This is a genomic window from Escherichia sp. MOD1-EC7011 (assembly GCF_002965005.1).
Taxonomy (GTDB): Bacteria; Pseudomonadota; Gammaproteobacteria; order Enterobacterales; family Enterobacteriaceae; genus Escherichia; species Escherichia ruysiae.
In genome coordinates, this window is record NZ_PTRD01000043.1 from 25,215 (window position 1) to 46,439 (window position 21,225).

Genomic DNA, 21,225 nt, shown 5'->3' on the forward strand with positions numbered 1-21,225 from the left:
CAGAATTGTGGTGGTGTGATGTTTGCCGCATTTTCTGAAAAATCACGCTTTATCTTGAAAAATAGACATTTTTTACGTTTTTTGCTGTCGAAAATTTAAGGTAAGAACCAAATCGCTTGATTACTATTCCGCCATGTTGACGGCATCAGGAGGTTTATATGGACGTATTACATTGCGTGGATTTTTTTCCGTCTGGTAACGTGTCTGTGGCAATAGAACCCCGGCTTCCACAGGTGGACTTTCCTGAACATCACCATGATTTCCATGAGATTGTGATTGTCGAACACGGCACGGGTATCCACATTTTCAATGGGCAGCCTTATACCATCTCCGGTGGAACAATCTGTTTCGTGCGCGATCATGATCGGCATTTATACGAACATACGGACAATCTGTATTTGACCAATGTGCTGTATCGCTCACCGGATAGATTTCAGTTTCTCGCCGGGCTGCATCAGCTTCTGCCGCAAGAACAAGACGGGCAATATCCGTCCCATTGGCGCGTGAGCCACAGCATATTGCAGCAGGTACGGCAACTGGTTTCGCAACTGGAACAGCAGGAAAGAACGAATGATTTACCCTCGAAAGCCAGCGGTGAGATTTTGTTTATGCAATTACTGCTCTTGCTGCGTAAAAACAGTTTGCAGGAGGGCATGGAAAGTCGCGAATCGCGTCTGAACTTGTTGTTGGCCTGGCTGGAAGAGCATTTTGCCGACGAGGTGAATTGGGAAATGATGGCGGATCAATTTTCTTTGTCACTACGTACATTGCATCGTCAGTTAAAACAGCAAACTGGTTTGACGCCCCAGCGTTACCTTAACCGTTTACGGTTGGTGAAAGCGCGTCATCTGTTACGCCACAGCGAGGCCAGCGTTACTGACATCGCCTATCGCTGCGGATTCAGCGACAGTAACCACTTTTCGACGCTTTTTCGCCGAGAGTTTAACTGGTCACCGCGTGATATTCGTCAGGGACGGGATGGCTTTCTGCAATAACGCGAATCTTCTCAACGTATTTCCACGCCAGTTTATGAATAATCAAACACGTCTTCTGGCTGAGGTGGCACGGTGGCTCATCAGTTTGTCCTTCGTAAAAAAGATTTTTTTGCCAGCGAACAGCAGGCGGTCGCTGTGGCTGATCGTTATCCGCAGGATGTCTTTGCCGAGCATACACATGATTTTTGTGAACTGGTGATCGTCTGGCGCGGTAACGGTTTGCACGTGCTCAACGATCGTCCTCATCGTATTACTCGTGGCGATCTCTTTTATATCCACGCAGACGATAAACACTCCTACGCTTCCGTTAACGATCTGGTGTTGCAGAACATTATTTATTGCCCGGAGCGGCTGACGCTTAATCTCGACTGGCAGGGAGCGATTCCAGGGTTTAACGCCAGCGCAGGACAACCACACTGGCGTTTAGGCAGTGCGGGCATGGCGCTGGTGCGGCAGGTTATCGGGCAGCTTGAGCACGAAAGCAATCAGCCCGCGCCGTTTGCCAACGAAATGGCGGAGTTACTGTTCGGGCAGTTGGTGATGCTTTTGAAACGTCATCGCTACACCAGTGATTCGTTACCGCCAACATCCAGCGAAACGTTGCTGGATAAGCTGATTACCCGACTGGCGGCCAGCCTGAAAAGTCCTTTTGTGCTGGATAAATTTTGTGATGAGGCGGCGTGCAGTGAACGCGTCTTGCGCCAGCAATTTCGCCAGCAGACCGGGATGACCATCAATCAATATCTGCGGCAGGTCAGAGTGTGCCATGCGCAATATCTTCTCCAGCATAGCCGCCTGTTAATCAGTGATATTTCGACAGAATGTGGCTTTGAAGATAGCAACTACTTTTCGGTGGTGTTTACCCGGGAAACTGGGATGACGCCCAGCCAGTGGCGTCATCGCAATTCCCAGAAAGATTAACTTGCCATGCCCATGCCGACGATGTTGGCGGCGACAATAATCACCACACAACCGAGGCTCAATACGGTAACCGGACGGCGTCCCGCATTGTTCCACTCTTTCAGCACCAGCCCGACGATACCGCCGCACAATACATAGAAACTCATATGCAGCATCCAACTGATGTAGTCATACTGCGCCGGAATGCGGGCGTGTCCCCAGGCATAGAAAAAGAATTGCAGATACCACATCAAACCCCCCAGTGCCGAGAGCAATACGTTGTGGATGATCAGCGGTTTTGCCAGCGAGAAGTCGGCTTTTAGCGACAAATCTTTCACTTTTGCCAGACGAATAAAACAGAAACCGAGGTTGATGATCGCACCGCCACCCATGATGACAACATAGCTTGGCAGAGCGACATACAGTGGATCAACACCCAGCGCGGCAGCCGCTTCATGCATCGGTTTTGCGGCGTTCATCGCAAAAGACATCCCGGCAGAGAAAATGCCACACATTACCGCCAGCACCAGCCCTTTTTTCAGGTTGAACTCTTCGGCTTTAATGCCCATTTTGCGCTCTTTCAACTGCCCGGCGCGAGTCACAATCCCCACGCCAATCAACGCCACCAGTACGCCGAGCAACGTCATGCGTCCGCCTTCGGTATTAATCAGCACATCGAAATTGCCGTTGATAATTGGCGTCATCAGCGTACCGACAATCAACGTAATGCCAATGGCGATGCCAATTCCCATCGACATGTCGAGATAACGCATGGTCAGACCGTAGTTGATATTACCAATCCCCCACATAGCGCCGAACAGAAAAACAGGCAGCAGGGTAGAGAGACTGAACGAGCTGTAATATGCCCAGAAATCAGGTAGTAGCATGGCGCTGATGGCCCACGGCAGAATAATCCACGAAACAATCCCACCGACAGACCACATGGTTTCCCATGACCACTTTTTTACTTTTTTGAACGGAGCGTAAAAACAGGCTGCACTGGCCGCGCCGATCAAATGCCAAAATATCCCCATCGTAATCGCGTTACTCATCTTCTTATCCTCATCATTTTTCGTCGCGTCACATCTCCGACGAGATGAGTGTAAAAATCGTGCTGTCGATTAACCTTTCGCCTGTTGCCGCCGTTGTCGATTTACTGGCAATCACGGCATTAAGTGGGTGATTTGGTTCACATCTCGGACATTTCCCTGCAAAACCATTCCCCTATGAAAAGTACGGCATTGATAATCATTTTCAATATCATTTAATTAACTATAATGAACCAACTGCTTACGCGGCATTAACAATCGGCCGCCCGACAATACTGGAGATGAATATGAGCTATACCCTGCCATCCCTGCCGTATGCTTACGATGCCCTGGAACCGCACTTCGATAAGCAGACCATGGAAATCCACCACACCAAGCACCATCAGACTTACGTCAACAACGCCAATGCGGCGCTGGAAAGCCTGCCAGAATTCGCCAACCTGCCGGTTGAAGAGCTGATCACCAAACTGGATCAGCTGCCAGCAGACAAAAAAACCGTGCTGCGTAACAACGCTGGTGGTCACGCCAACCACAGCCTGTTCTGGAAAGGCCTGAAAAAAGGCACGACTTTGCAGGGCGACCTGAAAGCGGCTATCGAACGTGATTTCGGTTCCGTTGATAACTTCAAAGCAGAATTTGAGAAAGCGGCAGCTTCCCGCTTTGGTTCCGGCTGGGCATGGCTGGTGCTTAAAGGCGATAAACTGGCGGTGGTTTCTACTGCTAATCAGGACTCCCCGCTGATGGGCGAAGCCATTTCTGGCGCTTCCGGCTTCCCTGTTCTGGGTCTGGATGTGTGGGAACACGCTTACTACCTGAAATTCCAGAACCGCCGTCCGGACTACATCAAAGAGTTCTGGAACGTGGTGAACTGGGACGAAGCTGCGGCACGTTTCGCGGCGAAAAAATAATCGCATATTGCCTACTGCAATGAGGCGTTTACGCCGTTTTTCAGCATAAAAAACAAACCATCGCACATAGCGGTGGTTTTTTTGTGATCAATTTCAAAATAAAAACAATGATCCTATAAAAATAAAACAACGTTTCAATTGATGTGGTTTTGATCACTTTTATTGCTCTGTTGAATGTCTATCTTCATTTCCATCAACACTGATGCATCGTGAAGGACTTATGCATCAGCCTATAAAAATATGCCGATAGGTGATGAAAATGCAGATAAAACACACGATAGAGAAAATCCCAGGAGGGATGATGCTCGTCCCGCTGTTCCTTGGCGCACTGTGTCACACTTTCTCGCCAGGGGCGGGAAAATACTTTGGTTCATTCACAAATGGAATGATTACCGGCACGGTGCCGATTCTGGCGGTGTGGTTTTTCTGCATGGGGGCATCGATAAAATTAAGTGCGACGGGAACGGTATTGCGTAAATCCGGTACGCTGGTGGTAACTAAAATTGCCGTGGCGTGGGTGGTTGCGGCAATTGCTTCACGCATTATTCCTGAACATGGTGTTGAAGTTGGATTCTTTGCCGGACTTTCAACGCTGGCGCTGGTGGCGGCGATGGATATGACCAACGGCGGACTTTACGCTTCGATCATGCAGCAGTATGGCACTAAAGAAGAGGCCGGGGCGTTTGTATTAATGTCGCTGGAATCCGGGCCGCTTATGACGATGATTATTCTGGGGACTGCCGGGATTGCATCGTTTGAACCGCATGTTTTCGTCGGTGCGGTATTACCGTTCCTCGTGGGCTTTGCCCTGGGGAACCTTGACCCTGAGCTGCGAGAATTTTTCAGCAAAGCCGTACAGACGCTGATCCCGTTCTTTGCCTTTGCGCTGGGCAATACCATTGATTTAACCGTGATTGCTCAGACCGGTTTGCTGGGGATCTTGCTGGGTGTGGCGGTGATCGTCGTGACCGGTATTCCGTTGATTATTGCCGATAAATTGATTGGCGGTGGCGATGGTACAGCCGGAATCGCGGCTTCCAGTTCTGCCGGTGCTGCGGTGGCGACGCCGGTACTGATTGCTGAAATGATCCCCGCCTTTAAACCAATGGCGCCTGCGGCAACTTCGCTGGTGGCGACGTCAGTGATTGTGACCTCGATTCTGGTGCCGATTCTGACTTCCGTCTGGTCGCGCAAAGTTAAAGCCAGAGCGGCGAAAATCGAAATATTGGGTACGGTGAAGTAATCTCCATCCATATAAATCAAGAGGCCGGATGATTTGTAGTCATCCGGCCTTTTGCGTTATCTGACAAAGACTTCATCAATCGTTCGACATTCACTTTCGCTTAACTCACCACCCGCATTGCGTGATACGCCAGTGCAATAGCCAAACTTACGCGATACCACCGTCTTGATAGTAGTGACAAAATCCTCACCAATGGTGTAGATGGACATATAAGTGCCAATCTGTTGCTGAATCTCTTGTAAAGCCGCCAGGTCGCCGCGTTTGAAGGCTTCACGGGCTTTGACAAACAGCTCCGGCATAACGTTGTTCAGGCCGGATATTATTCCCGCGCCGCCTGCCAGCAGATTAGGAATGTAATACTCGTCATAGCCCGAAAGCACTGCAAAATCAGAACGAACTGCCTGGGTTGCCTGAATCATGCTGCGGGTGTGTGACTGGCAATCGACGGTATCTTTAATTCCGGCAAAGTCAGGAAATTCACTCGCCAGCGTGGCGACCAGGTCAGGGGTTAAATCACAACCGGTTCTTGCCGGGAAGTTATATGCGAACCATTTGCCCTGTAATTCGCGACCCAGATGGCGGAAATAGCTTAATAATTGTTTTGCCGTCTGGCCGTAGTAGTAAGGCGGGAGGATCATCACTGCATCATAGCCTGTGCGATACGCCTCTTGCGCCATCATCAGCACATCGTGTGTGCAGGTGGAAGAAACGTTAGCGACCATTTTTAATGTGCTCATGGAACGCGCTTCGCGGATAAGTATGAGTCTCTCTTCGAGAGTGAAAGAGGCAAATTCACCAATGCTGCCCATCAGCAATATCACATCAATATTGGCTTCTGTTAGCCGCTGCAGATGCTTCTTCAGTCCGTTAAGATCCACATTACCGTCTTTATCCATTGGCGTAATGGAAGGACACCAGACGCCAGAAAACTGTGTTTGCTCGGTCACGTTGTACACTCCTGATAATGAAATGGCGTTTCAAATTCATCTCATTGATAACATTTCTAAGACGTCGTCATGTGAACCGTGCTCTCATTTTGCGCGCCTGACGTAAAATAAATATGGTCTAATGGGGAAATTTCTCGGTGGAGAGGGAACAGATGCGATATCCGGTTGATGTATACACAGGCAAAATACAGGCTTATCCCGAAAGCAAACCCAGCGCGATTGCGAAAATCCAGGTCGATGGCGAGTTGATGTTGACAGAGCTGGGGCTGGAAGGTGACGAGCAGGCAGAGAAAATAGTTCACGGTGGGCCGGACAGGGCGCTGTGTCATTATCCTCGCGAGCATTATCTCTACTGGGCGCGGGAATTTCCTGAACAGGCAGATTTGTTTGTTGCGCCTGCGTTTGGTGAAAACCTCTCAACCGACGGACTGACGGAAAGCAATGTTTATATTGGTGATATTTTCCGCTGGGGTGAGGCATTAATTCAGGTCACCCAGCCGCGCTCCCCGTGTTACAAACTCAATTACCATTTTGACATCAGCGATATGGCGCAGTTGATGCAAAACGCCGGTAAAGTTGGCTGGCTGTATAGCGTGATTGCGCCGGGGTTGGTATCTGCGGATGCTCCGCTGGAGCTGGTTTCTCGCGTCAGCGATGTCACCGTGCAGGAGGCAATAGCTATCGCATGGCATATGCCGTTTGATGACGAGCAGTATCACCGTTTACTCTCCGCTGCCGGGCTGTCGAAAAGCTGGACGCGGACGATGCAGAAGCGCCGACTTAGCGGCAAGATTGAAGATAATTCGCGGCGTTTGTGGGGGAAATAACCCCCGAAGAGTAGACCTGATAAGACGCGATCAGCGTCGCATCAGGCATCCTGCTCAAACGCCGGATGCGGCGTAAACGCCTATCCGGCCTGCGCGGAGTTTAACTCCGCTTATACAGCGGCAGCCAAATTACCAGCCGTAAACCGCCCAGCGGGCTGTCTTCCGCTTTAACCCAACCACGGTGCTGCTGAATGGCGGTTTCGACAATCGCCAGCCCCAGACCTGTACCGCCAGATTCACGATCGCGCGCTTCATCGGTACGATAGAACGGACGGAAAATCTGTTCGCGATCTTCCGGGCTAACGCCAGGACCATCGTCGTCCACCGTAATGGTGATACCGTCTTTATCTACCGCAAAGCCCACTTCAATCTTCGTATGGGAATAACGCAGGGCATTACGAACAATGTTTTCCAGCGCACTTTCCAGGGCGTTCGGGTTTCCGTACAGCGGCCACGGCCCAGGCGGGAAGTTAACGGTAAACGACTTACCCATCTGCTCCGCTTCGAACGCTGCGTTATCCAGCACTTCGCTCCACAACTGGTTGGCTTTGATGGTCTCGCTCACCAGCGCGTTTTTCTGCTGATTACGTGACATCACCAACAGGTCGTTGATCATGCTGTCCAGACGTTGCGCTTCGGTTTCAATACGCTCCAGTTCCTTACTTTCACCACTACGACGGCGCAGTAACGCCGTACCCAGTTGCAGACGCGTCAGCGGCGTGCGCAGCTCGTGAGAAATATCAGAAAGCAGGCGCTGCTGGGAGGTCATCATGCGCTCCAGCGCGGTGACCATCTGGTTAAAACTGGCACCTGCGGCAAGAAATTCCTGTGGCCCCGCTTCCAGTTCCGGATGCTGGCGTAAGTTTCCCTGGGCGACTTCATCGGCAGCGTTTTTCAGCTTACGCGCCGGTTTTGCCAGACTCCAGGCCAACCACAACAGCAGCGGCGTACTGACCAACATGGTGACAATCAGCAGTAATAGCGGGCGGTCAAACAGTAAGTTAATGAAATCGGATTGAGAACTGCTGGCCGGACGAATCAGATACAGTTGGTAATTATCTTCGCCATCACGCACGGAGAACGGACCGACCAGTTCCACGCGGCCATACTTTTTCTTCTGCGGGTGATCGGCGTTATCGGCCTGACCAATAAAGTTACGAATGATCTGCATTTCGCTGCGTTCAGCGCCGATCACGCGGCCTTCGGTGGTCACCAATAACAAACGCTGTCCTGGCGGTGCCCACTTATCAATGGCACGGAACAGACGGCGCCACCACATTAAATCGTTGGGCGGATCGTTCGCCAGTTCCGCTTCGACATGCTGCTCAATCATCAGCCCCTGACGCTGTTCGCTATCCAGAAGCTCGGTCATCTGGCGTGAATCGAGCTTGGGTAACATCAAAACCAACATCAACACCAGCGCCAGCGTCAGCCAGAAGATGGCGAAGATGCGCGCGGTTAAGCTGCCTATCATGAAGCGGAAACCATCAGATAGCCGCGACCACGCAAGGTTTTAAACCACGGGTGACCATCTTTACGATCCGGCAGTTTACGACGCAGGTTGGAGATGTGCATATCGATAGCGCGGTCGAAAGGCGTAAGGCGTTTGCCCAGCACTTCCTGGCTTAAATGTTCACGAGAAACTACCTGACCCAGATGCTGTGCCAGCAAATAGAGTAGGGTAAATTCAGTACCGGTTAACTCCAGCGTTTGCCCATCGAAGCTGGCTTCCTGACGGCCTGGATTCAGCACTAAGGCATCAACTTCAAGCGTCGGTGAACCGTTGTCGTTGTTTTGCTGTTGCTCGCTCCAGTGGGAACGGCGCAGGATCGCGCGAATACGAGCCACCAGCTCACGGTCGTTAAACGGTTTCGGGAGATAGTCATCAGCGCCTAACTCAAGGCCGAGGACGCGATCAAGTTCACTGCCGCGTGCCGTTAACATAATGACAGGCGTCTGGTGTGTCTGGCGAAGTGCCTTCAATGTGTCGATACCATTTTTCTTCGGCATCATGACATCAAGCAAAAGTAAATCAATGCTGTCGTCCAGAAGATCAAGCGCCTGCTCCCCATCGTGGGCAACAATTACGTTGAAGCCTTCCATCTCGAGCAGCTCCTTTAACAGGGAAGTCAGCTCTCGGTCATCATCAACTAACAGGATTTTATTCATTGTTTAAATACCTCCGAGGCAGAAATTACGTCATCAGACGTCGCTAATCCATGACTTTACGTTGTTTTACACCCCCTGACGCATGTTTGCAGCCTGAATCGTAAACTCTCTATCGTTGAATCGCGACAGAAAGATTTTGGGAGCAAATGATGCGCATAGTTACCGCTGCCGTCATGGCCTCAACGCTGGCAGTCAGTTCATTAAGCCACGCTGCTGAAGTCGGTTCAGGCGATAACTGGCATCCGGGCGAAGAACTTGCGCAGCGCAGTACGCAGAGCCATATGTTCGACGGCATAAGTTTAACCGAACATCAGCGTCAGCAGATGCGAGATCTTATGCAACAGGCCCGGCACGAACAGCCTCCTGTTAATGTTAGCGAAGTGGAGACAATGCATCGCCTTGTCACCGCAGAAAATTTTGATGAAAACGCTGTGCGCGCTCAGGCAGAAAAAATGGCGAAAGAACAGATCGCTCGCCAGGTTGAGATGGCTAAAGTCCGCAACCAAATGTATCACCTGTTAACGCCAGAGCAGCAAGCGGTTTTAAACGAGAAACATCAACAACGAATGGAGCAGTTGCGCGACGTGACGCAATGGCAAAAAAGTTCATCGTTGAAGCTATTGAGTAGTAGCAACTCACGTTCCCAGTAGTAAACCCTGTTTTCCTTGCCATAGACACCATCCCTGTCTTCCCCCACATGATGTGGGGGTTTTTTTTATCTTCAATTTGCCTGTTGCTTGATGCATTGCAGATGATTTGCTTCCGTTATACTACCGTCAGTTGATAGCGGGAGTATTTATGAATCAATCTTATGGACGGCTGGTCAGCCGGGCGGCGATTGCTGCGACGGCGATGGCTTCGCTGCTATTGCTGATTAAAATTTTTGCATGGTGGTATACCGGTTCGGTGAGTATTCTTGCCGCGCTGGTGGATTCGTTGGTGGATATTGGCGCGTCGTTGACGAATTTACTGGTGGTGCGTTACTCGCTGCAACCTGCCGACGACAATCACTCGTTTGGTCACGGTAAAGCCGAGTCCCTCGCGGCGCTGGCGCAAAGTATGTTTATCTCCGGTTCGGCGCTGTTCCTGTTTTTGACTGGTATTCAGCATTTGGTTTCTCCGACGCCGATGACAGACCCCGGCGTCGGGGTTCTCGTGACTATTGTGGCGCTGATTTGTACGATTATCCTTGTTTCGTTTCAGCGTTGGGTCGTGCGCAGGACACAGAGCCAGGCAGTGCGGGCAGATATGCTACATTATCAGTCCGATGTTATGATGAACGGTGCGATTCTGCTGGCGCTGGGGTTGTCCTGGTATGGCTGGCATCGTGCTGATGCCCTGTTTGCATTGGGAATCGGCATCTATATTTTATATAGCGCGTTACGCATGGGGTATGAGGCGGTACAGTCATTACTGGATCGCGCGCTGCCCGATGAGGAACGGCAAGAAATTATTGATATCGTGACTTCCTGGCCGGGAGTTAGCGGCGCTCACGATCTTCGTACGCGGCAGTCAGGGCCGACCCGCTTTATTCAGATTCATTTGGAAATGGAAGACTCTCTGCCTTTGGTTCAGGCGCATATGGTGGCGGATCAGGTAGAGCAGGCTATTTTACGGCGTTTTCCGGGATCGGATGTGATTATTCATCAGGACCCTTGTTCCGTCGTACCCAGGGAGGGTAAACGGTCTATGCTTTCATAATCAGTATAAAAGAGAGCCAGACCCGCATTTTGTGTATAAAATACCGCCATTTGGCCTGACCTGAATCAATTCAGCAGGAAGTGATTGTTATACTATTTGCACATTCGTTGGATCACTTCGATGTGCAAGAAGACTTCCGGCAACAGATTTCATTTTGCATTCCAAAGTTCAGAGGTAGTCATGATTAAGAAAATCGGTGTGTTGACAAGCGGCGGTGATGCGCCAGGCATGAACGCCGCAATTCGCGGGGTTGTTCGTTCTGCGCTGACAGAAGGTCTGGAAGTAATGGGCATTTATGACGGCTATCTGGGTCTGTATGAAGACCGTATGGTACAGCTAGACCGTTACAGCGTGTCTGACATGATCAACCGTGGCGGTACGTTCCTCGGTTCTGCACGCTTCCCGGAATTCCGCGACGAGAACATCCGCGCCGTGGCTATCGAAAACCTGAAAAAACGTGGTATCGATGCGCTGGTGGTTATCGGCGGTGACGGTTCCTACATGGGTGCAATGCGTCTGACCGAAATGGGCTTCCCGTGCATCGGCCTGCCGGGCACCATCGACAACGACATCAAAGGTACTGACTACACTATCGGTTTCTTCACTGCTCTGAGCACCGTTGTGGAAGCCATCGACCGTCTGCGTGACACCTCTTCTTCTCACCAGCGTATTTCTGTGGTGGAAGTGATGGGGCGTTACTGTGGCGATCTGACGCTGGCTGCGGCCATTGCCGGTGGTTGTGAATTTGTGGTGGTTCCGGAAGTTGAATTCAGCCGCGATGACCTGGTAAATGAAATCAAAGCGGGTATCGCGAAAGGTAAAAAACACGCAATTGTGGCGATTACCGAACATATGTGTGATGTTGACGAACTGGCGCATTTCATCGAGAAAGAAACCGGTCGTGAAACCCGCGCAACTGTGCTGGGTCACATCCAGCGTGGTGGTTCTCCGGTGCCTTACGACCGTATTCTGGCTTCCCGTATGGGCGCTTACGCTATTGAACTGCTACTGGCTGGTTACGGCGGTCGCTGCGTAGGTATTCAGAACGAACAACTGGTTCACCATGACATCATCGACGCTATCGAAAACATGAAGCGTCCGTTCAAAGGTGACTGGCTGGACTGCGCGAAAAAACTGTATTAATGATTTCGGGCAGATTTCTTTCGCCTGAAACCGATGACAGAAGCAAAAATGCCTGATGCGCTCGCTTATCAGGCCTACATGAATTGTGCAATCTATTGAGTTTGCAAGCTTTTGTAGGCCGGATAAGGCGTTCACGCCGCATCCGGCATGAACAAAGCGCACTTTGTCAGCAATATGAGGCGGATTTCTTCCGCCTTTTTAACTCCCCAACATATACCCACAAGTTATAGCCAATCTTTTTTTATTCTTTAATGTTTGGTTCGCCTTCTGGCACGCTTTGCTTATCACAACACAACATAAGAGAGCCGGGCGATGAACAAGTGGGGCGTAGGATTAACATTTTTGCTGGCAGCGACCAGCGTGATGGCAAAGGATATTCAGTTACTTAACGTTTCGTATGATCCAACGCGCGAGTTATACGAACAATACAACAAAGCCTTCAGCGCCCACTGGAAACAGCAAACCGGCGATAACGTGGTGATTCGTCAGTCGCACGGTGGTTCAGGGAAACAGGCAACATCGGTAATCAACGGGATAGAAGCTGACGTTGTTACGCTGGCGCTGGCTTACGACGTAGATGCGATTGCTGAACGTGGTCGAATTGATAAAGAGTGGATCAAACGTCTGCCGGATAACTCCGCGCCGTATACCTCCACCATTGTCTTCCTGGTTCGTAAGGGCAATCCGAAGCAAATCCATGACTGGAACGACCTGGTTAAACCGGGTGTTTCGGTGATCACGCCTAACCCGAAAAGCTCTGGCGGTGCACGCTGGAACTACTTGGCGGCGTGGGGATATGCCCTGCACCACAACAATAACGATCAGGCAAAGGCGCAGGATTTTGTGCAGTCATTGTATAAAAATGTTGAAGTGCTGGACTCCGGTGCGCGTGGTTCAACAAATACTTTCGTCGAGCGCGGGATTGGTGACGTGCTGATCGCCTGGGAAAACGAAGCACTGCTGGCAACGAATGAACTGGGGAAAGATAAGTTCGAAATCGTCACGCCGAGTGAGTCTATTCTCGCGGAGCCGACGGTATCGGTTGTCGATAAAGTGGTGGAGAAAAAAGGCACCAAAGAGGTGGCAGAAGCCTATCTGAAATATCTCTACTCGCCAGAAGGTCAGGAGATTGCAGCCAAAAACTATTACCGTCCGCGCGATCCTGACGTGGCGAAAAAGTATGAAAATGCTTTTCCGAAGCTGAAGTTATTCACCATTGATGAAGAGTTCGGCGGCTGGACGAAAGCGCAAAAAGAGCATTTCTCTAACGGCGGTACGTTTGACCAAATCAGCAAACGTTAATTTTGTTGACGATAACCAGACCCGGTGGCATCTCGCGACCGGGTTTTTTATTTGTCGCGATTTTGCGTTACCCTTGCATCTCTTTGAGGTACAGGGAAAAAACGATGAAAAAAACGGTTATTCTCATTTTGGTGATGATAGTTATCGCCGTTGCTGCGGGTATCGGCTACTGGAAATTTACCGGTGATTCGGATGTGTTACGTAAGATTGTCCTTGAGCAATGTTTGCCCAACCAGCAGCAAAACCAAAATCCTTCGCCATGTGTGGAAGTCAAACCCGATGCCGGATATGTGGTTTTAAAAGACATTAACGGACCACTGCAATATCTGTTGATGCCAACGTATCGTATTAACGGCACTGAAAGTCCTTTGCTGACCGATCCTGCAACGCCGAACTTCTTTTGGCTGGCCTGGCAGGCGCGTGATTTTATGAGTAAAAAATATGGTCAGCCGGTTCCCGATCGCGCGGTCTCGTTGGCGATTAACTCCCGCACCGGGCGCACACAAGACCATTTTCATATTCATATCTCTTGTATTCGTCCTGATGTGCGCAAACAACTGGATAACAATTTGGCGAACATCAGCAGTCGCTGGTTGCCGCTGCCAGGTGGATTACAGGGGCATGAATATCTGGCGCGTCGGGTAACCGAAAGCGAACTGGTACAACGTAGTCCGTTTCTGATGCTGGCGGAAGAAGTGCCAGAAGCGCGGGAACATATGGGAAGTTACGGGCTGGCGATGGTACGGCAGAGTGACAACTCGTTTGTATTACTGGCGACACAGCGTAATCTGCTGACGCTGAATCGTGCTTCAGCCGAGGAGATTCAGGATCATCAGTGTGAGATTTTGCGTTAAGGCAAGCAGTTAAGAAAAGTTAAGTGCCGGATGTGAAATCCGGCACCTGTCAGACTTAAGCCTGTTTAGCCGCTTCTGCAGCTTTAACGATCACAGCAAAGGCGTCAGCTTTCAGAGAAGCACCGCCAACCAGCGCGCCGTCGATGTCCGGCTGAGCGAACAGTTCTGCAGCGTTAGACGCGTTTACAGAACCGCCGTACTGGATGATCACTTGTTCAGCGATGTTAGCGTCAACTTTAGCGATGTGATCGCGGATGAATTTGTGAACAGCCTGCGCTTGCGCCGGAGTTGCAGATTTGCCAGTACCGATTGCCCATACTGGTTCGTAAGCGATAACTGCGCCTTCGAATGCTGCCGCACCCTGAGTTTTCAGCACTGCGTCGATCTGACGTGCGCAAACTTCTTCAGTTTTGCCCGCTTCGTTCTCAGCTTCAGTTTCGCCGATGCACAGAACCGGAGTCAGACCCTGCTCTTTCAGCACAGCGAATTTTTTCGCGATCAGTTCGTCAGACTCTTTGTGGTAAGTACGACGTTCAGAGTGACCGATGATGATGTACTGTGCGCCGATGTCTTTCAGCATAGCAGCAGAGGTTTCACCGGTGAATGCGCCGGACAGGTTCAGATCCACGTTCTGCGCACCCAGCATAATGTGGCTGCCTTCAGCTTCACGCTTCGCCATATCGATGTACATTTCCGGTGGTGCGATTGCAACCGCACAGCCAGCAACACCTGCCAGCTCTTTACGCAGGTTAGAAACCAGCTCGTGAACCATGTGGCGGCTGCCGTTCAGTTTCCAGTTACCCATCACTAAAGGATGTCGCATTTTAATTCTCCACGCTTATAAGCGAATAAAGGAAGATGGCCGCCCCGCAGGGCAGCAGGTCTGTGAAACAGTATAGAGATTCATCGGCGCAAAGGCTTTGCTTTTTGTCATTTATTCAACCCTTCCAGCGTTTCAGATAGCGCCAGCTTAATCGGTTCAACAGCGAAGGTCAGCCCCTTTTCGCCGTTGTCCGCGACAACATAGCGCAACGCGCCTTCTGTCTCAGTGTAGTAACGTTTGTTTTTCCCCGCCGTAAGGAGTGACTGCAGCTTTTTCTGACTTTGTGTTTTGGTCATCAGCGGGGTGAGTGTGCGGATCATTGCTGCCATGTATTCCTGGGCTTTCGCTTTAGCGGCTTTTTGCTCTGGCCCCTGGATTGGCAGCCAGGTAATTTGAATGCTTTTGATTTTTAAGGTGCCGCGCTCAAGCGCCGTGGAAGCATACAAGTTCTCGTTAATTTTACTGGCGGCGCGAGTCAGGTTGGCTTTGTCGGGGCTGCTGTCGATGGCACGAAATTCGTTCAGTGGCAGATTGGGGTTCTGGCTGTTAAAGTCTTCTCGAAACTGGCTGATGGAGAGATCGAAAGTGGGGGCGCCAGCCAGCAGGTAGGGCGCTGTCGTTGCCGTGCCAGGCGATTGTGCGTGCACCGTTGCACTAACGGATAACACGGTAGATAAGAGAAAAAACACTGAACACCCTGACTTCATCGGCAGTACCTTTTGTTATGACTGGGTTCGATTAAAACGATATCTGTCGCCCTTGTCAAAAGGGTAGAATCCTGGAAAAGACAACCATCAAGGAACTTACATGACCATACAGCAATGGTTATTCTCATTTAAAGGGCGTATTGGACGCCGCGATTTCTGGATTTGGATTGGCCTCTGGATCGTTGGCATGTTGGTGCTTTTCTCACTGGCGGCTAAAAAATTACTCGATATCCAGACCGCCGCGTTTTGCCTTGTGTGCCTGTTATGGCCGACAGCGGCAGTGACGGTGAAACGACTGCACGATCGTGGGCGTTCTGGCGCATGGGCATTTCTGATGATTGTAGCGTGGATGCTTCTGGCGGGTAACTGGGCGATTTTACCGGGCGTGTGGCAATGGGCGGTGGGGCGGTTTATTCCGACGTTGATTCTGGTGATGATGCTTATCGATCTTGGCGCATTTGTCGGCACCCAGGGCGCAAATAAATTTGGTAAAGATACCCTGGACGTAAAGTATAAGTCTGAGAATAAATCAAGCCATTAATCCGCAATATATCTCTTATTGCTATTTTTATCCGGTATCGTTATTTCCATATTGCAAATGACGATACCCGGAAAATCTCCCTCATTTCCTTACCTTAATCAATATCAAAAAAAATGGTAATCCATAAGATCATTACTTGTTTGTTCTTCCCTTAACGGCGCATTATTCTTAAGTGGCAATCGACAGAGAGGCGAATATACAGAGGTGCCCTATGAAAGATGTCGTAGATAAATGCAGTACTAAAGGATGTGCGATTGATATCGGTACGGTGATTGATAACGACAACTGTACAAGCAAACTTTCGCGCTTTTTTGCTACCCGCGAAGAAGCAGAGTCCTTTATGACCAAACTGAAAGAGCTTGCAGCCACTGCATCCTCTGCGGATGAAGGCGCCAGCGTGGCCTATAAGATTAAAGATCTGGAGGGGCAAGTCGAGCTTGATGCAGCTTTCACCTTCTCATGCCAGGCCGAGATGATTATTTTTGAGTTATCACTGCGTTCACTTGGTTAATGGAGTTAAACATGGCTTATAAACACATTGGCGTGGCAATTTCCGGGAATGAAGAAGATGCCCTACTGGTGAACAAAGCCCTGGATCTCGCCAGACATAATGACGCTCATCTGACGTTAATTCATATTGATGATGGCTTAAGTGAGTTGTATCCGGGTATCTACTTCCCCGCAACAGAAGATATTCTTCAACTATTGAAAGATAAGTCAGATAACAAACTGTATAAGCTGACGAAAAATATTCAGTGGCCGAAAACGAAACTGCGCATTGAGCGCGGAGAAATGCCGGAAACACTGCTGGAAATTATGCAAAAAGAGCAGTGTGACCTCCTTGTTTGTGGTCACCACCACTCGTTTATCAACCGTTTGATGCCGGCATATCGCGGGATGATCAATAAGTTGAGTGCGGATCTCTTGATCGTGCCATTTATCGACAAGTAACCGCTTACCAGTAATGCTCCGCTGTCATGTGACCCGGTCGGCGACGTAAATGTTTCGTCATCTGCCGGGTCTCTTTCAGCAGTTGTTGCGTATCGCGCACCATCTGTGGATTACCACACAGCATCACATGGCTGGTTTCTTTATTCATTGGCAGTCCAACCGCGTTTTCCAGTTCACCGCTTTCAATTAACGCCGGTATTCGCCCGGTGAGTGAGCCCGCTGCCGTTTCCCGACTGACAACCGTCTGAATGCGCAGTTTTCCTTCGTAGCGTTTTTCCAGTTCCTGCATCAGTGGCAAATAGCTTAAGTCGGAGGCATAACGCGCGGCGTGAACCAGTACCAAATTTTTGAAGCGATCTAAATCTTTGCCTAATTGCAGAATCGACAAATAAGGGCCAATCGCTGTACCGGTTGCCAGCATCCATAGCGTTTCGCAATCTGGTACTTCATCCAGAACAAAAAAGCCAGCCGCTTCGCTAACCACCTGCACTTCGTCACCCGGTTTTAGCGCCGCCAGTCGCGGGCTTAATTTGCCATCAGGGACGGTGACCAGATAAAACTCCAGGTCGGGATTGTCGGGAGAATTAACGTAAGAGTAGGCGCGCTGGATGCGTTCGCCGTCAATTTCAAGGCCAAGTTTGGTGAATTGTCCGGCGGTAAATGGAAGTACCGGAGCGTGAACGGTGAGACTAAACAGGGCGTCGGTCCAGTTCTGCACTTTAGTGACTTTGCCTGTTACCCAATCAGCCATGTTTCTCTCCTGTTTTGATTGACTTGCCTTATCTTCGTTCTCCGGACAAAAAAATTCCAGTCCCGAAGGACTGGAAGGCTCAATCGATCAAATGACTCAGAGAATATGCACCTGCATTTCCGGGTCTTTGCGATCCAGATAGTGAATCGACTGAATGCGGCGAATGGTGCGTGACTTACCACGAATCAGCAGCGTTTCGGTTGTCGCGATATTGCCTTTGCGGCTAATCCCTTCCAGCAGATCGCCTTTGGTGATACCGGTGGCAGAGAAGATGACGTTATCGCTACGCGCCATATCGCCCAGACGCAGTACTTTACCGGCTTCAATGCCCATTGCTTTGCAGCGCGCCAGCTCCTGCTCGCCAATGCGACGATTCTCTTCGTTGTCGCCTTTGACGTCATGACGTGCCAGCAGACGGCCATTCATGTCGCCATCTAATGCGCGGATCACCGCCGCAGACACCACACCTTCTGGCGCGCCGCCAATACCGTACAGCACGTCAACTTCGCTGTCTGGCATACAGGTGAGAATCGAGGCTGCGACATCGCCATCAGGAATGGCAAATACGCGCACGCCGAGTTGCTGCATTTCTGCGATAACCGCGTCGTGGCGCGGTTTCGCCAGAATAGTGACCGTCAGTTCGCTTAACGGTTTACCGAGTGCCGCCGCAACATTGCGCAGGTTATCCGCCAGCGGCAGATTCAGGTCGATGACGCCTTTGGCACCAGATCCGACGATCAACTTCTCCATATACATATCCGGCGCATTGAGGAAGCAGCCCTTATCGCCCACAGCCAGCACCGCCAGCGCGTTAGCCTGACCCATCGCCGTCATGCGCGTGCCTTCAATCGGGTCAACAGCAATATCTACCGCATCGCCGCGACCAGTACCGACTTTTTCACCAATATAGAGCATCGGTGCTTCGTCGATTTCGCCTTCACCAATGACGATGGTGCCGTCAATGTTGACCTGGTTGAGCATAATACGCATGGCGTTTACCGCCGCGCCGTCAGCGGTGTTTTTATCGCCGCGTCCTAACCATTTGTAGCCAGCCAGCGCCGCAGATTCGGTGACGCGGGAAAATTCGATGGCAAGTTCTCGTCTCATAGCAAACTCTAAGCAGTAAGGAATGGCGCGAAGTGTAGCACAGGGGAAGGGCGGGATTATTGATGTGTGCGGGGTTGCCCCCGCACGGTTTCAGAGTCTGCATGATGCCGGATGCGGCGTGAACGCCTTATCCCGCCTACACAAAATGGCATCGGCTCGTAGGCCTGATAAGACGCGTAAGCGTCGCATCAGGCGATCAGCATCAGGCAATCGTTCAGATGCCTGGCATCACTCCTCGTGTTCTTCCCACGCCATCGCGCGTTTAACCGCTTTTTTCCAGCCTGCGTAACGGTAATTACGCTCGGTGGTTTCGATGCCAGGGCGGAACTCGCGTTCAATCACCGCTTTCTCTTGCAGCTCGTCAAGGTTCTGCCAGAAGCCAACCGCCAGACCAGCAAGATAGGCTGCACCCAATGCGGTCACTTCGCGCACTTCCGGGCGCTCAACGCGCGTGCCGAGGATGTCAGACTGGAACTGCATCAGGAAATTGTTCGCCACCGCGCCGCCATCCACGCGCAGTGCGTGCAGACGAATGCCGGAGTCGGCCTGCATTGCTTCCAGTACGTCACGCGTCTGATAAGCAATAGACTCCAGCGTCGCGCGGATGATGTGGTTAGCATTCACCCCACGAGTCAGACCGAAAATCGCCCCGCGCGCATACGGGTCCCAGTACGGCGCGCCCAGGCCGGTAAAGGCCGGAACGACATATACGCCGTTGGTATTTTGCACTTTGGTGGCAAAGTATTCGGAATCGTCGGCGTCGCTAATCAGTTTCATTTCATCGCGCAGCCACTGAATGGACGCGCCCGCCATAAATACCGCGCCTTCCAGCGCATAATTCACTTCGCCAGTCGGGCCACAGGCGATGGTGGTCAGCAGGCCATTTTCTGATGTCACCGCTTTCTCACCGGTATTCATCAGCATAAAGCAGCCTGTACCATAGGTATTCTTCGCCATCCCTTCTTTAACGCACAACTGACCGAATAGCGCCGCCTGCTGATCACCCGCGATCCCGGCGATCGGAATACGCGTGCCGCCTTTACCGCCGATGTTGGTCTGACCGTACACTTCCGAAGAGCGACGCACTTCTGGCAGCATCTCGCGCGGGATATCCAGCGCGTCGAGCATTTTGTCGTCCCAGTCCAGAGTATGGATGTTGAACAACATAGTACGGGATGCGTTGGTGTAATCGGTCACGTGAACGCGACCTTGAGTCATTTTCCAGATTAGCCAGGTATCAACCGTACCAAACAGCAGTTCACCACGACGCGCACGCTCGCGGGAGCCTTCCACATGGTCGAGGATCCACTTCACTTTGGTGCCAGAGAAGTACGGGTCAATGACCAGACCGGTGTTATTACGAATGTACTCTTCCATGCCATCGCGCTTGAGATGCTCGCAGATCTCAGCGGTACGACGGCACTGCCAGACAATGGCGTTATAGATAGGCTTGCCGGTTTCTTTTTCCCAGACGATAGTGGTTTCTCGCTGGTTAGTAATCCCAATAGCTGCAATTTGATCGGAACTGATATCGGCTTTCGCCAGCACTTCTACCAGCGTAGAGCTTTGGGTGGCCCAGATTTCCATTGGGTCGTGTTCTACCCAGCCTGGTTTTGGGTAGATTTGCTCAAATTCGCGCTGTGACACGCTAATGATGTTGGCATCGTGATCCATCACGACTGCGCGGGAGCTGGTGGTGCCCTGGTCGAGCGCAACGATATATTTTTTTTCAGTCATGTTTAATTGTCCCGTAGTCACATTACAGTGAAGCTTTTTGTTCTGAAGGAGTTGTGATCTCCTTTTCTTCCACAACACAGATATCGCAAGGCAAATGGCGGCCAATCAGTTTGCGGTAGGCAAATGCACCTACAATCGCGCCAACGATAGGGCCAAAAAGCGGCACAAGGAAGTAAGGAATGTCTCTGCCGCCGGTAAAGGCGACCTTGCCCCAGCCCGCCAGCCAGGCAAAGACTTTCGGACCGAAGTCACGTGCTGGGTTCATGGCAAAGCCCGTCAATGGACCCATAGATGCGCCGATGACCGCAATCAGTAGACCAATCAACAACGGTGCCAATGGCCCACGCGGTACACCGTTACCATCGTCCGTGAGCGCCAGGATCAGCCCCATCAGAATAGCGGTAATCACCATTTCAACTGCGAAAGCCTGCACAAAATTGATATGAGGGTTAGGGTAAGTAGAGAATGTGCCCGCCAGATCAACACTTTCGACGCTGCCGCGAACAATATGATGGGTCTGTTCGAAGTCGAGGAATAAATTGTAGTAAAGTCCGTAAACTAAGGCCGCAG

The 21,225-nt window shown here is 51.0% G+C and carries 22 protein-coding genes and 1 pseudogene; 13 read left to right on the forward strand and 10 right to left on the reverse strand.

The genetic code is table 11. The features are described 5' to 3' along the window. The first annotated feature begins 158 nt into the window (after nt 1-158). The gene (rhaS, locus tag A7098_RS19415; protein ID WP_105281306.1) at nt 159-995 is read left to right on the forward strand and encodes an HTH-type transcriptional activator RhaS; all 837 of its coding nucleotides are present in this window, start codon (nt 159-161) and stop codon (nt 993-995) included. Nucleotides 996-1,067: 72 nt separating this feature from the next. Beyond that, entirely contained in the window at nt 1,068-1,916 is an 849-nt protein-coding gene (gene rhaR / locus A7098_RS19420; RefSeq protein ID WP_085461447.1) for an HTH-type transcriptional activator RhaR, read from the forward strand. Here the strand turns inward: rhaR and rhaT are convergent. After that, entirely contained in the window at nt 1,913-2,947 is a 1,035-nt protein-coding gene (rhaT, locus tag A7098_RS19425; protein ID WP_105281307.1) for an L-rhamnose/proton symporter RhaT, read from the reverse strand. The two genes, rhaR and rhaT, sit on opposite strands and share 4 nt — an antisense overlap. A gap of 284 nt (nt 2,948-3,231) precedes the next feature. Here rhaT and sodA point away from each other — a divergent pair, with 284 nt between their 5' ends. Together sodA and kdgT are read left to right on the forward strand one after the other, a co-directional pair. Next, nucleotides 3,232-3,852 (forward strand): superoxide dismutase [Mn], encoded by a 621-nt coding sequence (sodA, locus tag A7098_RS19430; protein ID WP_010345169.1) that lies wholly within the window; start codon nt 3,232-3,234, stop codon nt 3,850-3,852. Nucleotides 3,853-4,111: 259 nt separating this feature from the next. Beyond that, nucleotides 4,112-5,095: a 2-keto-3-deoxygluconate transporter gene (gene kdgT / locus A7098_RS19435; RefSeq protein WP_024191187.1), complete on the forward strand. Its 984-nt coding sequence runs from the start codon at nt 4,112-4,114 to the stop codon at nt 5,093-5,095. Between the two features lie 56 nt (nt 5,096-5,151). Here the strand turns inward: kdgT and A7098_RS19440 are convergent, their stop codons facing one another. Then, nucleotides 5,152-6,042, reverse strand: a complete 891-nt coding sequence (locus tag A7098_RS19440) for a dihydrodipicolinate synthase family protein (RefSeq protein WP_105281308.1) — start codon at nt 6,040-6,042, stop codon at nt 5,152-5,154. A 152-nt stretch (nt 6,043-6,194) separates the two neighbouring features. Between A7098_RS19440 and yiiM the strand changes: the two genes are divergently transcribed. After that, nucleotides 6,195-6,869: a 6-hydroxyaminopurine reductase gene (gene yiiM / locus A7098_RS19445; RefSeq protein WP_001270282.1), complete on the forward strand. Its 675-nt coding sequence runs from the start codon at nt 6,195-6,197 to the stop codon at nt 6,867-6,869. A 100-nt stretch (nt 6,870-6,969) separates the two neighbouring features. Here the strand turns inward: yiiM and cpxA are convergent, their stop codons facing one another. Together cpxA and cpxR are read right to left on the reverse strand one after the other, a co-directional pair. Continuing rightward, complete coding sequence (gene cpxA, locus A7098_RS19450) at nt 6,970-8,343, reverse strand: envelope stress sensor histidine kinase CpxA (protein ID WP_000580416.1); 1,374 nt, start codon at nt 8,341-8,343, stop codon at nt 6,970-6,972. Continuing rightward, the gene (cpxR, locus tag A7098_RS19455; RefSeq protein WP_001033722.1) at nt 8,340-9,038 is read right to left on the reverse strand and encodes an envelope stress response regulator transcription factor CpxR; all 699 of its coding nucleotides are present in this window, start codon (nt 9,036-9,038) and stop codon (nt 8,340-8,342) included. The genes cpxA and cpxR overlap by 4 nt, the downstream gene beginning before the upstream one ends. Nucleotides 9,039-9,187: 149 nt before the next feature. Between cpxR and cpxP the strand changes: the two genes are divergently transcribed. The 5 genes from cpxP (at nt 9,188) to cdh (ending at nt 14,038) form a co-directional block, all read left to right on the forward strand. Continuing rightward, entirely contained in the window at nt 9,188-9,688 is a 501-nt protein-coding gene (gene cpxP, locus A7098_RS19460; RefSeq protein WP_016158830.1) for a cell-envelope stress modulator CpxP, read from the forward strand. A gap of 148 nt (nt 9,689-9,836) precedes the next feature. After that, the gene (gene fieF / locus A7098_RS19465) at nt 9,837-10,739 is read left to right on the forward strand and encodes a CDF family cation-efflux transporter FieF (RefSeq protein WP_001076752.1); all 903 of its coding nucleotides are present in this window, start codon (nt 9,837-9,839) and stop codon (nt 10,737-10,739) included. 180 nt (nt 10,740-10,919) lie between these two features. Then, nucleotides 10,920-11,882: a 6-phosphofructokinase gene (gene pfkA / locus A7098_RS19470; RefSeq protein ID WP_001355350.1), complete on the forward strand. Its 963-nt coding sequence runs from the start codon at nt 10,920-10,922 to the stop codon at nt 11,880-11,882. A 312-nt stretch (nt 11,883-12,194) separates the two neighbouring features. Further along, nucleotides 12,195-13,184 carry a sulfate/thiosulfate ABC transporter substrate-binding protein Sbp gene (gene sbp, locus A7098_RS19475; protein WP_001045694.1) on the forward strand — a complete coding sequence of 330 codons (990 nt, stop codon included), beginning with the start codon at nt 12,195-12,197 and terminating at the stop codon, nt 13,182-13,184. A gap of 104 nt (nt 13,185-13,288) precedes the next feature. Then, the gene (cdh, locus tag A7098_RS19480) at nt 13,289-14,038 is read left to right on the forward strand and encodes a CDP-diacylglycerol diphosphatase (RefSeq protein WP_105281309.1); all 750 of its coding nucleotides are present in this window, start codon (nt 13,289-13,291) and stop codon (nt 14,036-14,038) included. 55 nt (nt 14,039-14,093) lie between these two features. Here the strand turns inward: cdh and tpiA are convergent, their stop codons facing one another. Together tpiA and A7098_RS19490 are read right to left on the reverse strand one after the other, a co-directional pair. After that, complete coding sequence (gene tpiA / locus A7098_RS19485) at nt 14,094-14,861, reverse strand: triose-phosphate isomerase (protein WP_001216325.1); 768 nt, start codon at nt 14,859-14,861, stop codon at nt 14,094-14,096. 107 nt (nt 14,862-14,968) lie between these two features. After that, entirely contained in the window at nt 14,969-15,568 is a 600-nt protein-coding gene (locus tag A7098_RS19490) for a YiiQ family protein (RefSeq protein WP_000834910.1), read from the reverse strand. A 100-nt stretch (nt 15,569-15,668) separates the two neighbouring features. Between A7098_RS19490 and A7098_RS19495 the strand changes: the two genes are divergently transcribed. The 3 genes from A7098_RS19495 to uspD all read left to right on the forward strand — a co-directional run bounded on the left by A7098_RS19495 (nt 15,669) and on the right by uspD (nt 17,060). After that, nucleotides 15,669-16,109, forward strand: a complete 441-nt coding sequence (locus tag A7098_RS19495; RefSeq protein ID WP_000155269.1) for a DUF805 domain-containing protein — start codon at nt 15,669-15,671, stop codon at nt 16,107-16,109. Between the two features lie 211 nt (nt 16,110-16,320). Beyond that, complete coding sequence (locus A7098_RS19500; protein WP_000655995.1) at nt 16,321-16,620, forward strand: DUF406 domain-containing protein; 300 nt, start codon at nt 16,321-16,323, stop codon at nt 16,618-16,620. Nucleotides 16,621-16,631: 11 nt separating this feature from the next. After that, nucleotides 16,632-17,060, forward strand: coding sequence for a universal stress protein UspD (gene uspD, locus A7098_RS19505; RefSeq protein ID WP_000323549.1), 429 nt, complete (start codon nt 16,632-16,634; stop codon nt 17,058-17,060). Between the two features lie 4 nt (nt 17,061-17,064). Here the strand turns inward: uspD and fpr are convergent, their stop codons facing one another. From fpr to glpF, 4 genes and pseudogenes are all read right to left on the reverse strand, one after another. Then, nucleotides 17,065-17,811, reverse strand: coding sequence for a ferredoxin--NADP(+) reductase (fpr, locus tag A7098_RS19510; RefSeq protein WP_105281310.1), 747 nt, complete (start codon nt 17,809-17,811; stop codon nt 17,065-17,067). Nucleotides 17,812-17,907: 96 nt separating this feature from the next. Continuing rightward, nucleotides 17,908-18,918 carry a class II fructose-bisphosphatase gene (glpX, locus tag A7098_RS19515; protein ID WP_105281311.1) on the reverse strand — a complete coding sequence of 337 codons (1,011 nt, stop codon included), beginning with the start codon at nt 18,916-18,918 and terminating at the stop codon, nt 17,908-17,910. A gap of 228 nt (nt 18,919-19,146) precedes the next feature. Then, the gene (gene glpK, locus A7098_RS19520) at nt 19,147-20,655 is read right to left on the reverse strand and encodes a glycerol kinase GlpK (RefSeq protein ID WP_000136801.1); all 1,509 of its coding nucleotides are present in this window, start codon (nt 20,653-20,655) and stop codon (nt 19,147-19,149) included. Nucleotides 20,656-20,677: 22 nt separating this feature from the next. Continuing rightward, nucleotides 20,678-21,225: pseudogene (gene glpF / locus A7098_RS19525) on the reverse strand (glycerol uptake facilitator protein GlpF); the annotation flags it as partial.

Bases quoted from the DNA above. Each gene is read 5' to 3' on its own strand.
- rhaS (WP_105281306.1), top strand. From the start codon at position 159: ATGGACGTATTACATTGCGTGGATTTTTTTCCGTCTGGTAACGTGTCT.
- rhaT (WP_105281307.1), bottom strand. From the start codon at position 2,947: ATGAGTAACGCGATTACGATGGGGATATTTTGGCATTTGATCGGCGCG.
- sodA (WP_010345169.1), top strand. From the start codon at position 3,232: ATGAGCTATACCCTGCCATCCCTGCCGTATGCTTACGATGCCCTGGAA.
- kdgT (WP_024191187.1), top strand. From the start codon at position 4,112: ATGCAGATAAAACACACGATAGAGAAAATCCCAGGAGGGATGATGCTC.
- yiiM (WP_001270282.1), top strand. From the start codon at position 6,195: ATGCGATATCCGGTTGATGTATACACAGGCAAAATACAGGCTTATCCC.
- cpxA (WP_000580416.1), bottom strand. From the start codon at position 8,343: ATGATAGGCAGCTTAACCGCGCGCATCTTCGCCATCTTCTGGCTGACG.
- cpxR (WP_001033722.1), bottom strand. From the start codon at position 9,038: ATGAATAAAATCCTGTTAGTTGATGATGACCGAGAGCTGACTTCCCTG.
- cpxP (WP_016158830.1), top strand. From the start codon at position 9,188: ATGCGCATAGTTACCGCTGCCGTCATGGCCTCAACGCTGGCAGTCAGT.
- fieF (WP_001076752.1), top strand. From the start codon at position 9,837: ATGAATCAATCTTATGGACGGCTGGTCAGCCGGGCGGCGATTGCTGCG.
- pfkA (WP_001355350.1), top strand. From the start codon at position 10,920: ATGATTAAGAAAATCGGTGTGTTGACAAGCGGCGGTGATGCGCCAGGC.
- sbp (WP_001045694.1), top strand. From the start codon at position 12,195: ATGAACAAGTGGGGCGTAGGATTAACATTTTTGCTGGCAGCGACCAGC.
- cdh (WP_105281309.1), top strand. From the start codon at position 13,289: ATGAAAAAAACGGTTATTCTCATTTTGGTGATGATAGTTATCGCCGTT.
- tpiA (WP_001216325.1), bottom strand. From the start codon at position 14,861: ATGCGACATCCTTTAGTGATGGGTAACTGGAAACTGAACGGCAGCCGC.
- A7098_RS19490 (WP_000834910.1), bottom strand. From the start codon at position 15,568: ATGAAGTCAGGGTGTTCAGTGTTTTTTCTCTTATCTACCGTGTTATCC.
- A7098_RS19495 (WP_000155269.1), top strand. From the start codon at position 15,669: ATGACCATACAGCAATGGTTATTCTCATTTAAAGGGCGTATTGGACGC.
- A7098_RS19500 (WP_000655995.1), top strand. From the start codon at position 16,321: ATGAAAGATGTCGTAGATAAATGCAGTACTAAAGGATGTGCGATTGAT.
- uspD (WP_000323549.1), top strand. From the start codon at position 16,632: ATGGCTTATAAACACATTGGCGTGGCAATTTCCGGGAATGAAGAAGAT.
- fpr (WP_105281310.1), bottom strand. From the start codon at position 17,811: ATGGCTGATTGGGTAACAGGCAAAGTCACTAAAGTGCAGAACTGGACC.
- glpX (WP_105281311.1), bottom strand. From the start codon at position 18,918: ATGAGACGAGAACTTGCCATCGAATTTTCCCGCGTCACCGAATCTGCG.
- glpK (WP_000136801.1), bottom strand. From the start codon at position 20,655: ATGACTGAAAAAAAATATATCGTTGCGCTCGACCAGGGCACCACCAGC.